We start from the raw sequence: 12,624 nt of genomic DNA on the forward strand, positions 1-12,624 counted from the left end.
GGACCACCGAAGGACTGAGGAGGCTGTTGTGACCGGCCAGGACCCGTACCTGATCATCTCCTCCGACTGCCACGCCGGGCTGCCCACCGAGGAGTACCGGCCCTATCTGGACGCCCGTTTCCACCGGGACTTCGACGACTTCCTCGCGGGGCGCGACCGGCGCCGCGAGGAGATGACGCGCCTGGGCATCCGCAACGAGGCGTTCGCGAGCAAGTGGTTCCACGACAACGAGGAGGGGCTGCGCGGCGGTTGGGAGTCCGCGCAGCGCCTCAAGGAGCTCGACGGCGACGGTGTGGCCGCCGAGGTCGTCTTCCCGGACGCCGACGCCGTGGACAGCCAGACCGCCGCGCCCTTCGGTGTGGGCCTCGGCCTCTCCGGCGACCAGGACCCGGACCTCGGCATGGCGGGCGCCCAGGCGCACAACCGCTGGCTGGCGGAGTTCGTCGGGCAGCACCCCGAACGGCACTGCGGTGTCGCCCTGTTGCCCGTCACCGCCGAGCCCGCGCGTGTGGTCGCCGAGGTGTACCGGGCCAAGGAGTCGGGCCTCGGCGCCCTGATGATCCCCTCCATGTGGGTCGACAAGGAGCCGTACCACGACCGCCGTTACGACCCCGTGTGGGCGGCGGCGGCCGAGTGCGGGATGCCGGTGATGACCCACTCCGGGGCGGCGCCGCGCCACGAATACGGCGACCATCTGGGCATCTACGTCAGCGAGGTGACCTGGTGGCCCGCCCGGCCGCTGTGGTTCCTGCTCTGGTCCGGTGTCTTCGAGCGCCATCCGGGCCTCAAGTTCGGTGTCGCGGAGTCGGGTTGCTGGTGGCTCCCGAACCTGCTGTGGTTCATGGACCGCCTCTATCTGGGCGCGCACGGCGGCAAGAAGCTGTCCCCCTTCGCGGAGTTGAAGCGTCCGCCGCACGAGTACCTCGACCGCCAGGTCTTCATCTGCGCGACCAACACCAAGCGCCGTGAACTGGCCCAGCGCTACGAGATCGGCGTCGACAACATCCTCTGGGGCAGCGACTTCCCGCATCCCGAGGGCACCTGGCCCGACACGCGCGCGTGGCTGTCGCGGACCTTCCACGACATCCCCGTCGCCGAGACGCGCCGGATGCTCGGCCTGGCGGCGGCGGACGTCTTCGGCTTCGACACGCAGAAGCTGGCGCCGCTGGCCCGCCGCATCGGCCCCACCCCGGCCGACCTCGGCCAGAGCGCCGACCAGAGCGCCGTCGAGGCGTCCTGGGCCCGCTCGCGCGAGGTCGGCCGCCACTGGCTGACCGACCACGACTTCCCGGTACTGGGGGCGACTTCATGACCGACCGCTACACGGTGATCTCCGCCGACTGCCACGCGGGCGCCGATCTCCTCGACTACCGGCCGTACCTGGCCAAGGAACACCACGACGCGTTCGACGCCTGGGCGGCCACCTACGTCAACCCGTACGAGGATCTGCTCGCCGACACGGCCGACAAGAACTGGAACTCCGAGCGGCGCCTCGCCGAGCTGGAGCGGGACGGGATCGTCGCGGAGGTCATCTTCCCGAACACGATCCCGCCGTTCTTCCCGTCCGCGTCCCTGATGGCACCGGCGCCCACGGCCGAGGAGCTCGCACTGCGGTGGGCGGGCCTGCGGGCCCACAACCGCTGGCTGGCGGACTTCTGCGCGGCCGCGCCGGGCCGCCGGGCGGGCGTGTGCCAGATCCTCCTGAACGACGTCGAGGAGGCCGTGAAGGAGATCCGCTGGGCCGCGGGCGCGGGCCTCAAGGGCGGGCTCCTGCTGCCCGGCACACCGCCGGGCTCGGGCCTGCCCGAGCTGTACTCGTCGGCGTACGACCCGATCTGGGCCGTCTGCGCCGAGCTGGGCGTGCCGGTGAACCACCACGCGGGCTCGGCCTCACCGCCGCTGGGCGACGAGCCCGCCGCCCGCGCGGTCTTCATGGTGGAGACCACCTGGTTCTCGCACCGGGCGCTGTGGCACCTGGTGTTCGGCGGCGCGTTCCGCCGTCACCCGGAGCTGAAGCTGGTCCTCACCGAACAAGGCTCGGGCTGGATCCCCGGGGTGCTGGACATGCTGGACTACTACCACGGCAGGCTGGTCGCGGCCGCCACCAAGTCCTCCACCGCGGAGTCGAAGTTCGGCGCGGGCCTCGCCGACTCCATGGGCAAGGGGCCCTCGCAGGTGTGGCGCGACAACTGCTTCGTGGGCGCCAGCTTCATGCGCCCGCACGAGGTGCCGCTGCGGGACCGCATCGGCCTCGACAAGATCATGTGGGGCAGCGACTACCCGCACGACGAGGGCACCTACCCGTACTCCCGCGAGGGCCTGCGCATCGCCTACGCCGGCCTGCCCCGCGAGGAGATCGCCGCGATGGCCGGCGGCAACGCGGCCCATGTGTACGGCTTCGACCTCGACCTCCTCGACCCGATCGCGGCCAAGGTCGGCCCGACCGTCGAGGAACTCGCCGAGCCCCTGGAGGAGCCACCGGCCGACGCGACCAGCCCGGCGTTCGCGAAGGGGGGGTCGGTACGGGTCTGGTGACGGCGTACCGGGTCGGTACGCGACCGGGGGCGCCCGGAGTGCGATCCTCCCCGTGTGACCGACTCGACGCACGACGAGGCCCACGGCGGGACGCTCGGCTCGCGGCTGAACTGGCTGCGGGCCGCCGTCCTCGGGGCCAATGACGGCATCGTGTCCACGGCGGGTCTCGTCGTGGGCGTGGCAGGAGCCACCGACGACCGTTCCGCGCTGCTCACGGCGGGCCTCGCGGGGCTGCTGGCAGGCTCCATGTCGATGGCGGCGGGGGAGTACGTCTCCGTGTCCACGCAGCGGGACTCGGAGATGGCCGCGCTGGCGACGGAGCGGCGCGAACTCCGGGAACAGCCGGAGGCGGAGCTTCTGGAGCTGACCGGCCTGCTGGAGGAGCGGGGGCTGTCGCGCGAGGTGGCCCGGGAGGCGGCGGAGCAGCTCACCGAACGGGACGCGCTGCGCGCCCACGCGCGCGTGGAGCTCGGCATCGACCCCGACGACCTCACCAACCCGTGGCACGCGGCCTGGGCGAGCTTCCTGGCCTTCACCGTCGGCGCGCTCCTGCCGCTGCTCGCGATCGTCCTCCCGCCGACCAGCTGGCGGCTGCTCGTCACGGTGATCTCGGTGCTCGCCTCCCTGGTCGTCACCGGGTGGGCGAGCGCACGGCTGGGCTCGGCCGACGCGCGACGCGCGATGCTGCGGAACGTGGCGGGCGGAGCGCTGGCCATGGCGGTCACGTACGCGGCGGGAGCGCTGCTGGGGGCCGCAGGGGTGTGAGCGGGCGGCGTACGGCCCAGGAATACCGGGGCGATTGGCGGAGATCACCAACAAGCAAGCGCGTACCGCCGGTAATACTTGTGGGTAACAACGTCTAGCCGCGGCCGACCGGCGGCTCTACGGTGCACCCATGCCCAACCTCCCCGACGTCGTGGTCTGGTCGATACCCGCCTTCGTGCTGCTCACCGTCATCGAGATGGTGAGCGTCCGGATCCATCCCGACGAGGAGGAAGCGGGGTACGAGACGAAGGACGCCGCGACCAGCGTCGGCATGGGGCTCGGCAGCCTCGTCTTCGACTTCCTGTGGAAGATCCCGATCGTCGCGATCTACACCGCGGTCTACGAACTGACCCCGCTGCACGTCCCGGTCCTGTGGTGGACCGTCCCGCTGATGCTGCTCGGCCAGGACTTCTTCTACTACTGGTCGCACCGCGGCCACCACGTGATCCGCCTCCTGTGGGCCTGCCACGTGGTGCACCACTCCAGCCGGAAGTTCAACCTGACCACCGCCCTGCGCCAGCCCTGGACGACCTGGACCGTCTGGCCCTTCTACGTCCCGCTCATCGCCCTCGGCGTGCACCCGGCCGCGCTCGCCTTCTGCTCCTCCACGAACCTCGTCTACCAGTTCTGGATCCACACCGAGCGCATCGACAAGCTCCCCCGGGCCTTCGAGTTCGTCTTCAACACGCCCTCGCACCACCGCGTCCACCACGCCTCCCAGGGCGGCTACCTGGACCGCAACTTCGGCGGCATCCTCATCGTCTGGGACCGCCTCTTCGGGTCGTTCGTCGCGGAGACCGAGCGGCCGGTGTACGGGCTGACCAAGAACATCGCCACGTACAACCCGCTGCGCGTGGCCACCCACGAGTACGCCGCCATCGCCAGGGACGTGAGGAAGGCCGCGAACTGGCGCGAGCGGGCGGGGCGGGTCTTCCGCGGACCGGGCTGGCAGCCGGCATCGGCGGCCGCCGTGGAGCAGCCCGTCACGGAGCCCGTCGCGTGAACCCACGCCACGCGCGCGTGCTGCTCGTCGGCTTCGGCGTGACCGCCGCCGTGGACCTGGTCTCGCTGGTCTGCGGGTTCACCCCCGGCCACCTCGTGGCCAAGCCGCTCCTCATGCCCCTGCTCGCGCTCTTCGTCGTCGCAGGCGGCGGACCCCGGCTCCTTGTCGCCGCGCTCCTGTTCGGGTGGGGAGGCGACACGTTTCTCCTCTCGGACGCCGACTCCGCCTTCCTCGCCGGGATGGCGTCCTTCGCGGCGGGCCACGTGTGCTACCTCGTCCTCTTCCGAAAGACGGCACGCGCGCGTGGAGGGTGGCTCGTCGGCGCCTACGGCGTGGCGGTCGTCGCCACCGTCGCCCTCCTGTGGCCCGGCCTCCCCGCCGAACTGCGCGTCCCCGTCGCGGGCTACAGCCTGCTGCTGACCGCGATGGCGTACGAGGCCACCCGGCTCGGCCTCGTCGCCGGTCTCGGCGGAGCCCTCTTCATGGTCTCGGACACGCTCATCGCCACCGGGGTCGCCGACTGGCCGCAGCTCCCGAGGCCGGACTTCTGGATCATGCTCACGTACGTCGCGGCCCAGTACCTGCTGGCCCGCGGGGTGCTGGGAGCCCTCGGCGCGCGACCCGCGCCCGCGGCGGCGTACGGTGAGATGCGCTCAACCACCCCCTGAGCGCATCTCACCCCGTCGCCCCGCACGAGAAGGATCCTCGTGCACCGCACAAGAAGGACCCCGCCATGCGCGCCACCACCATCCACGCCCCGTTCGACATGCGTGTGGAGGACGTGCCCGAGCCCGAGGTGCGGCAGCCCACCGACGCGGTCGTGCGCGTACTGCGCTCGTGCATCTGCGGCAGCGACCTGTGGGCGTACCGCGGCGAGGCCGCGCGGCAGCCGGGGCAGCGGATCGGGCACGAGTTCCTCGGCATCGTCGAGGAGACCGGCTCCGAGGTCTCGACCGTCCGGCGCGGCGACCTGGTCGTGGCGCCGTTCATGTGGTCGGACGGCGTGTGCGACTACTGCCGCGAGGGGCTGACCACGTCCTGCGAGCACGGCGGCTTCTGGGGCTCCGTCGGCTCCGACGGCGGGCAGGGCGAGGCCGTGCGCGTCCCGCACGCCGACGGCACACTCGTCCAGCTTCCCAAGGACGCGGCCTCCGACGACCACATGCTGGCGGCCCTGCTCACCCTCTCCGACGTCATGGGCACCGGGCACCACGCCGCCCTCGGAGCGGGCGCCCGGCCCGGCGCGACCGTCGCCGTCGTCGGGGACGGCGCCGTCGGCCTGTGCGCCGTCCTGGCCGCCAAGCGGCTCGGCGCGGAGCGGATCATCGCGCTCGGCCGCCACGAGGTGCGTACGGACATCGCCCGCCGCTTCGGCGCCACCGACGTCGTCGCCGAGCGCGGCGACGCGGCCGTCGAGGCCGTGCGCGAGCTGACCCGGGGCCAGGGCGCGCACGGTGTCGTCGAGGCGGTCGGCACCGAGCAGTCCATGCGGACGGCCGTGAACATCACCCGCGACGGCGGCGCCATCGGCTTCGTCGGCGTGCCGCACGGCAGTGGCACGGGCCTGGACCTGGGCGTGCTGTTCGACCGGAACATCGCCCTGCGCGGCGGCGTCGCCCCGGTGCGCGCCTACATTCCGGAGCTGCTGCCCGACGTCCTCGACGGCACCATCGACCCGTCGCCCGTCTTCGACCGGACCGTCGGCCTGGAGGACGTCCCGGCGGGCTACAAGGCGATGGACGAGCGCACCGCGCTCAAGGTCCTGGTCGCGGGCAGCTGATCACGACCAGCGGATCGGCAGTGGCAGCGCCGTCAGCAGCGCCGAGACCGTGACGACCAGGCCCAGCGCCACGACCTCGCCGCGGGCGGGGGAGCAGGCGCTGAGCGGGTCGGGCGCCCGGCGCAGACGGAGGCGGGCCCACAGGGCGAGGACGGCGACGGCGGCCACGAGGAGCACCTTGGCGAGCAGGGTGCGCCCGTACGCCGTCGTCGTCAGCTGGTCCACGATCGTGCCCGGCGGCATCCGGCGCAGCGCGCTCCACAGCCCCGTCGCCGTGAGCGCCGCGAGCAGAACGGCCGCCACGCGCGCGTAGAGCCCCAACAGCGCGGCACCCGCCGGGCCGCCGCGCCACCTCCGCAACAGCCGCAGCACATGCAGCAGGCCGCCCACCCACAGCGCCGCGCAGGTCACGTGAACGAGCGTCAGGCCGGAGCCCACGAGAGGGCCGTGCTCCGTCGCCGGGTGCGCGCGCAGCGCCTCCGCCGCGGCCGCCGCGGCCAGCGGCCACACCTGGGTGCCGGGCCGGCGCGAGAGGGCACACAGTCCGGCCGCCAGGAACGCGTTGACCTCCAGGAGCGCCAGCTTGCCGTCCCGGGACTGGTAGAGCCCGCCGACGTCGATGTCCGAGAGGTGGTGTGGCAGCAGGTTCCCCGTGGCCACGACTGACGCAAGCCCCAGCGCGGCCACGAAGCCGGCGATGGCCGCGTACGGCGCCCAGCTGCGCGGCGCCTGCTCCAGGGGCGCGCCCGGCACCCGGCGGGCCAGCCGGGCCGCCAGTAACTCGCCCGCCGGAACGCACAGCGCGGCGAACAGGACCGCACGCAGCAGGGCGATCCCGCCGACGCCGGGAGCCGCCGCCTCGCCGGTTCCGTGCAGTGCGGCGCGCGGGCCGAGCAGTGGGATCAGCGTGGCGAGTCCCACCAGGGCGAGGAGGGCGACGGCACGGCCGGTGCCTGGGCGCCGCCCGGGACCCTCCGCGTCGGCCGCCTCGGTGATCGGTCTCATCAACGTCACCTCAGGATCTTCACCAGACGTCACAGATCCGGGCAAGTGCAGGGAAACAACTGGCGGAACGGCATTCCGCCCATTCGTACGTTTCCGGCCCGCCCCGTGACTCAGGCCCAGCGCGCCGAGTCCGCCCCCCAGCGCCCCGGAGGCCGCGCCCAGTCGACCGGCCCGCCCTCGAACGAGACCGGCGGCAGGGCGTACCGCAGCCGGCCCAGTGCACTGTCCGTCTCGGCGAGCCAGGGCTCCGGCCGGTCGTACGGAAGGCGTGGAAGGCTCGAAAGGTCACCCTCCGCACTCTCCCGCTCGACCCCGTTCAGCAGCCAGTGCGCGGTCCGCGCCAATGCCAGTCGTACGACGCGGCCGTGCCCCTGCTCCAGTTGCTCCGTCAGCGCACGCAGCACGGCCGCCGCCGTCAGGTAGCCCGTGCCGTGGTCGAGTGCCTGGGCGGGGAGCGCGCCGGGCTGCTCCGGCGATCCCTCGATCGCCGCGATGCCCGTGGCCACCTGCACGAGGCTGTCGAACCCCCGCCGCCCGCCCCACGGCCCGTACGCGCCCCACGCCGACAACTGGGCCACGACCAGGCCCGGTCGGCGCTCGATCAGTGCCTCGGGCGAGAGCCCGAACCGGTCCAGGGCGCCCGGCCGGTAGCCGGTGATCACCACGTCGGCGGTGGCGAGCAGCTCCTCGAAGGCGCGCCGGTCGGCGCCGAGGTCGAGCGTCGCCGACCGCTTGCCGAAGCCGGTGTCCGCGTGCTGGTCGGGGAGTTCGGGCAACTGGGGCGCGTCCACCCGCAGGACGTCCGCGCCCAGCAGGGCGAGGGTGCGGGTGGCGACCGGGCCCGCGATGACCCGGGTCAGGTCGAGGACGCGTACACCGGCGGCGGGCAGCAGTGGATCGTCGCCGATCGGCGCGAGCACGCGCGCGTGGCCGGTGTCCAGCCGCTCGTGCTCGACCAGGGGCCGGCCGGCGACCGCGGCGCCCTGCTCGTGCGCCGTCCACTCCTTGGCCGTACGCAGCGCCACGGCGAGGCCCCCGGCGGCGTACACGGCGTTCTCCACGTCCTCGGCGGGCCGCTCCGCGAGCACGGCGGCGACCGTCTCCACGGAGGAGTCCGCGGGCAGCCCCAGCGCGTCGAGCAGCCGCGCGCGATGGTGCGGGTAGTTCGCGTGGGTGCGCACCCAGCCGTCCGCGGTGTGCCAGAAGCGCGACAGCGGCGCGAAGTTGACCGGCGCCCGCCCGTCGATCAGCAGATGCCGCTCACTGACGAACGCCGTGGCGACGGCCCCGTCGTCGAGACGCACCTCCGGCACGTCCGCACGGCCGGCCCTCCGCGCCCCGAGCTCGGCGGCGGCCAGCGAGCACACCCCCACGCAGATCCTGGCCAGTTCCCGTACGGGCAGCCGGGCGTCGAGCGCGCCGTCCCGTGCGACCGTCGAGACCCGGGACGGCAGCGCGGGGTCACCGCCCAGTGCGGACCATGCGAACGTGATGTCGGTCATGACAGCACTATGCAGTATTGACTCAATCAACATGGGAGGCGGCCGTCCACCACAGGCGCACCTCCTTGTGCACGTCCGTCGGGCGCAGCTCCCACCCCTGGGCCAGGGCGACCTGGGCGACGTAACTCCCGCCCACTCCGCGGTAGTCGCGCAGCGGGATGGTGCATTCGACCGGTGGCCGTGGCTTCTTGGGTTCGCGCGGGGCGGAGGCCTTCGTGGTCCAGCGGCCGACCGCCTTCTCGACCCGCGCCCTGTAGTACGCGGTGTCGCCCTCGTGTCGCAGCTCCGGCCAGCTGACGCACCAGGCGGGCCACTTCGCCAACGGGTCGAGTACGCGGTCCATGGCCTTGAAGAAGCCTTGTTCGTACGAGGTGCTGAACACGGTGATGATCTCCGTGACGAGGCCGACGGCCAAGAAGGCGGCCAGAGCCACGATCCACATCACGATCTGCACGGGGGTGTACAGGACCGTGAGAGCAAAACGGACCACCAACTGCCCCTTGGGCCGGACTCGTTCCGGCATCCAGGTGGCGGGATCTTCGTACCTGTCCATGGCCGTAGATCTTGCCTCACGCGCAAAGGGGCCGGGGAAGCTGTCCCCGACCCCTTCACACGCGCGTGCCTGTCGTTACTTCGTCACCGCATCCAGCGCGTCCGCGGTGCCCCAGCCGTAGAAGCCGTTGCGGTTCTTCGTGCCCTCGCACACCGCGTCGACCTTGCCGTCGCTGTCGATGTCGTACGGGTCGGTGCACGGCGTCGCGTCGGCCTCCGCGTACAGCAGTGCCTTCACCAGGGCTGCCGGAGCGTGCGGGTGCGTCGACTTGATGAGCGCGGCGACACCCGCGACATGCGGCGAGGCCATCGACGTACCGGCCATGTAGCCCCACTTGGCGCCGGGCAGCGGGCCCAGGATCAGGCCGCTGGTGGCCGGCGGGGCCGGGGTCTGGAACCGCGTCGAGTCGCCGCCGGGCGCGGCGATGTCGATGACGCCCAGGCCGTGGTTGGAGAAGGACGACTTGATGCCCTTCGCACCGGTCGCCGCGACCGTGACGACGCCCGGCAACTGGGTCGGGATGTCAGAGCACTTGGAGGGGTCGATCACCCGGTCGCTCGGCGTCCCGTCGTTGGGCGAGACCGGGTCGGTGATCGAGTCGGCCGCCAGGTCGTAGTTCTCGTTGCCCGCCGCCGCGACGTTGACCGTGCCCTTCTTCTCCGCGTACTGCGAGGCGCGGGTGACCGCGTCGACCAGGGCCTTCTGGTCCGGGTCGTCCTTGCAGTTGAAGTACCAGGGGTCGGTGTAATAGCTGTTGTTGGTCACGTCGACGTGGTGCTCGGCCGCCCACACGAAGCCGCAGACCACGGCCTCCGTGTAGAAGTAGCCGTCCGGGTTGGCCACCTTGATGCCGGAGACCTTCACGCCGGGCGCGACACCCGTGATGCCGACGCCGTTCTTCGCGCCCGCGATCTCACCGGCGACATGCGTGCCGTGCGGGCTCTCCGAGGCGCTGGGCCGCCAGGCCCCGTCGGTCGTGTCCGGCTTGCCCGACACGCAGTTGACCGACGCGTCGCGGTCGAAGTTGGGCGCGATGTCGGGGTGTGTGTCGTCGACGCCGGTGTCGATCACGGCGACCGTGACGTCCCTGCTGCCGAGCGTCACCTCGTGCGCCTTGTCCGCCTTGATGGCGGGCAGGTCCCACTGCAGGGGCTCCAACGGGTCCTGCCCGTCGACGGCTTCGGCGCTCGCCACCTCTTCGGAGGTCAGCACCTTCGGCGTACCCACATCGGTGGTCGACTGCGCGGGCAGCGGCGCGTTGCGGGTGGCGCCGGCCGACTCCACACCGCGCACGGTGCGGACGGTCTTGGCGAAGCCGGCGTTCGACGAGTGGACGACGAGCACGCCGATCTGGTCGTACGACGCCACGATCGTGCCGCCCGCGTCGGCGACGGCCTTCTTCACGTGTGACGAAGTGCCCTTCCCGGGGCGGATGTTGACCACATAGCTGAGCGAGGGCGCATCCGCCGCCGATGCCTGCGGTGCGGCCGCGGGGGCCGCGGACGCGCTGACGTTCGGCAGGAAGGCGAGTGCCGTCGCCAGAGCCATCCCGAGCGGGACGGCTATCGCGCGGCGGGAGCGCGGGTGAGGCGCTGTCATGAAGGATCTCCAGTTCGTTTCGCGTGACGAGCTGTACGAGCCGTGCGGAAGCCCGGAGCGGCGGCCGGTCGTCGCGGGACGACCACGTGGGACAACCGGCCGCCGCGTGCGATCGGTTACTTGACCGCCTTCAGCGCGTTGACGATGCCGAATCCGTAGAAGCCGTTGCGCACCTTGCCGCCCACGCAGGTGGCGTCCACGACCCCGTCGCCGTCACCGTCGTACGGGTCGGTCGGGCAACCCGGGTTGTCCGCCTGCGCCTTGAGCAGCCCCTGCAGCTGGGCCGGAGTCGCCCACGGGTGCGTGGACTTCAGCAGCGCGGCCACCGCGGCGACGTGCGGCGACGCCATCGAGGTGCCCTGCAGGTAGCCGTACTGGTTGTTCGGCAGTGTGGAGAGGATGCGGCCGTTCTTCGACGGCGTGTCCGGGATCTTGTACTTGTCGCCGCCGGGGCCCGCGACGTCGACGACGCCCTGGCCGTAGCTGGAGTAGTACGACTTGGCGCCGGTGACGCCCGTCGCGCTCACGGTGACGACGCCGGGCAGCTGGGTCGGCACGTCGAAGCACTTGTGCGGGTCGACCGTGCGGGGCACCGGGGTCGAGTCGTCCGGGCTGGAGTCGTCGACGAGCGAGTCGGCGTCGAGGTCGTCGTTGGAGTTGCCCGCCGAGGCGACGTTGAGGGTGCCCTTGCTCTGGGCGTACAGCTGGGCGCGGTTGACCGCGTCGACGATGGCACGCTGGTCGGGATCGTCGAGGCAGTTGTACAGCCACGGGTCCACGTAGTAGCTGTTGTTGGTGATCTCGACGCCGTGGTCGGCGGCGAACACGAAGGCGCAGACGACGCTCTCCGGGTAGAACAGCTGGGTGGAGTCCGGCTCGCCCACCGTGATGCCCGCGACCTTCACGCCGGGCGCGACGCCCGCGACGCCGATGTCGTTGCGGGCGGCGGCTATCTCACCCGCCACATGCGTGCCGTGGTAGTGGTCGGCGTCCACCGGACGCCAGGCGCCGTACGTGGTGTCCGGCTTGCCGCCCACGCAGTTCGCGGACTGCGAGGCGGAGAAGTTCGGGGCGAGGTCCGGGTGGGTGTCGTCGACGCCGACGTCGATCACGGCGACCGTCACGTTCTTGCTGCCCGGGTTGATCTTCGCGGCCTTGTCGGCGCCGATCGCGCGCAGGTCCCACTGGTCGGCCTCGAGCGGCTCCTCGGCCGCGGTGGCGGCCCCCGAGACCTTGGCGGCCTCGGCGGCGGACAGCTTCTGCACCGCGCCCTCGTCGGTCGTGCCGGCGGCCGTCAGCGGCGCCGTCCGCGTGGCACCCGCCGACTGCACCCCGCGCGCTCCCCGTATCTGCTTGCCGAAGTCCGGGTTGGCCGAATGGACGACGATCACACCGATCTTCTCGTACGCGATGACGACACTGCCGCCGGCCGCGGAGATCGCCTTCTTCACCGACTCGATCGTGCGGTGGTCGGCCTTGGTGTTGACCACGTACGCCAGATTCGGACCGTCCGCGGTCGTCGACGCGGCCGTGGTGAGCGGAGCGGCCGACGCGACGCCCGGCAGGAATCCGAGGGAGGCGGTGAGGGACAGAACCACCGGAACGGCCAGGGCGAGGCGACGTCTTGAGCGCAGATGAGCCATGGGGTCTCCACATCATCCGGAAACGGAACAGCCCGAACACAGGTGGTGCTCGGGCAGGTACATGACGGGGGGTGCAGGCCGAAGCTATCTCCCGCCCGACCTGGCCAGCAATGGCTTCCGCCGATGACTTCCGAAAGAAACGCGGCCAGTTGAACCGGTCCTCGCGTGGCGCCGTGACCTTGAGCAGGGAGCGCGAGCACGATCGAGCCCCCTGTCGGATCACGCTCCGGGGTCCTACC

General features: G+C 72.0%; 11 protein-coding genes. 6 read left to right on the plus strand and 5 right to left on the minus strand.

The annotated features are described in order from the left end of the window. Positions 1-28 precede the first annotated feature (28 nt). The 6 genes from AB5J56_RS34745 (at position 29) to AB5J56_RS34770 (ending at position 6,083) form a co-directional block, all read left to right on the plus strand. Positions 29-1,312, plus strand: a complete 1,284-nt coding sequence (locus tag AB5J56_RS34745; protein WP_369238655.1) for an amidohydrolase family protein — start codon at positions 29-31, stop codon at positions 1,310-1,312. Next, positions 1,309-2,535: an amidohydrolase family protein gene (locus AB5J56_RS34750; RefSeq protein ID WP_369238657.1), complete on the plus strand. Its 1,227-nt coding sequence runs from the start codon at positions 1,309-1,311 to the stop codon at positions 2,533-2,535. The genes AB5J56_RS34745 and AB5J56_RS34750 overlap by 4 nt, the downstream gene beginning before the upstream one ends. 54 nt (positions 2,536-2,589) lie before the next feature. Then, entirely contained in the window at positions 2,590-3,300 is a 711-nt protein-coding gene (locus tag AB5J56_RS34755; protein ID WP_369238659.1) for a VIT family protein, read from the plus strand. A gap of 130 nt (positions 3,301-3,430) precedes the next feature. Next, complete coding sequence (locus AB5J56_RS34760) at positions 3,431-4,303, plus strand: sterol desaturase family protein (RefSeq protein ID WP_369238661.1); 873 nt, start codon at positions 3,431-3,433, stop codon at positions 4,301-4,303. Further along, positions 4,300-4,971 (plus strand): lysoplasmalogenase, encoded by a 672-nt coding sequence (locus tag AB5J56_RS34765; RefSeq protein WP_369238663.1) that lies wholly within the window; start codon positions 4,300-4,302, stop codon positions 4,969-4,971. The genes AB5J56_RS34760 and AB5J56_RS34765 overlap by 4 nt, the downstream gene beginning before the upstream one ends. Positions 4,972-5,036: 65 nt before the next feature. Beyond that, positions 5,037-6,083, plus strand: a complete 1,047-nt coding sequence (locus AB5J56_RS34770) for a zinc-dependent alcohol dehydrogenase family protein (RefSeq protein ID WP_369238665.1) — start codon at positions 5,037-5,039, stop codon at positions 6,081-6,083. Here AB5J56_RS34770 and AB5J56_RS34775 read toward each other — a convergent pair whose 3' ends face one another. The 5 genes from AB5J56_RS34775 to AB5J56_RS34795 form a co-directional block, all read right to left on the minus strand. Next, positions 6,084-7,088, minus strand: a complete 1,005-nt coding sequence (locus tag AB5J56_RS34775) for a CopD family protein (RefSeq protein ID WP_369238667.1) — start codon at positions 7,086-7,088, stop codon at positions 6,084-6,086. 110 nt (positions 7,089-7,198) lie between these two features. Continuing rightward, positions 7,199-8,590: a CoA transferase gene (locus tag AB5J56_RS34780; protein ID WP_369238669.1), complete on the minus strand. Its 1,392-nt coding sequence runs from the start codon at positions 8,588-8,590 to the stop codon at positions 7,199-7,201. A gap of 22 nt (positions 8,591-8,612) precedes the next feature. Beyond that, the gene (locus tag AB5J56_RS34785) at positions 8,613-9,143 is read right to left on the minus strand and encodes a hypothetical protein (protein ID WP_369238671.1); all 531 of its coding nucleotides are present in this window, start codon (positions 9,141-9,143) and stop codon (positions 8,613-8,615) included. A gap of 75 nt (positions 9,144-9,218) precedes the next feature. After that, entirely contained in the window at positions 9,219-10,742 is a 1,524-nt protein-coding gene (locus AB5J56_RS34790; protein WP_369238673.1) for a S8 family serine peptidase, read from the minus strand. A gap of 116 nt (positions 10,743-10,858) precedes the next feature. Beyond that, positions 10,859-12,385 carry a S8 family serine peptidase gene (locus AB5J56_RS34795; protein ID WP_369238675.1) on the minus strand — a complete coding sequence of 509 codons (1,527 nt, stop codon included), beginning with the start codon at positions 12,383-12,385 and terminating at the stop codon, positions 10,859-10,861. Between the last annotated feature and the right edge of the window lie 239 nt (positions 12,386-12,624).

It is taken from the genome of Streptomyces sp. R21, assembly GCF_041051975.1.
In the GTDB taxonomy this organism is placed as follows: domain Bacteria; phylum Actinomycetota; class Actinomycetes; order Streptomycetales; family Streptomycetaceae; genus Streptomyces.

Coding starts and splice junctions, on each gene's coding strand:
- AB5J56_RS34750 (WP_369238657.1), top strand. CDS start 1,309: ATGACCGACCGCTACACGGTGATCTCCGCCGACTGCCACGCGGGCGCC.
- AB5J56_RS34760 (WP_369238661.1), top strand. CDS start 3,431: ATGCCCAACCTCCCCGACGTCGTGGTCTGGTCGATACCCGCCTTCGTG.
- AB5J56_RS34770 (WP_369238665.1), top strand. CDS start 5,037: ATGCGCGCCACCACCATCCACGCCCCGTTCGACATGCGTGTGGAGGAC.
- AB5J56_RS34775 (WP_369238667.1), bottom strand. CDS start 7,088: ATGAGACCGATCACCGAGGCGGCCGACGCGGAGGGTCCCGGGCGGCGC.
- AB5J56_RS34780 (WP_369238669.1), bottom strand. CDS start 8,590: ATGACCGACATCACGTTCGCATGGTCCGCACTGGGCGGTGACCCCGCG.
- AB5J56_RS34785 (WP_369238671.1), bottom strand. CDS start 9,143: ATGGACAGGTACGAAGATCCCGCCACCTGGATGCCGGAACGAGTCCGG.
- AB5J56_RS34790 (WP_369238673.1), bottom strand. CDS start 10,742: ATGACAGCGCCTCACCCGCGCTCCCGCCGCGCGATAGCCGTCCCGCTC.
- AB5J56_RS34795 (WP_369238675.1), bottom strand. CDS start 12,385: ATGGCTCATCTGCGCTCAAGACGTCGCCTCGCCCTGGCCGTTCCGGTG.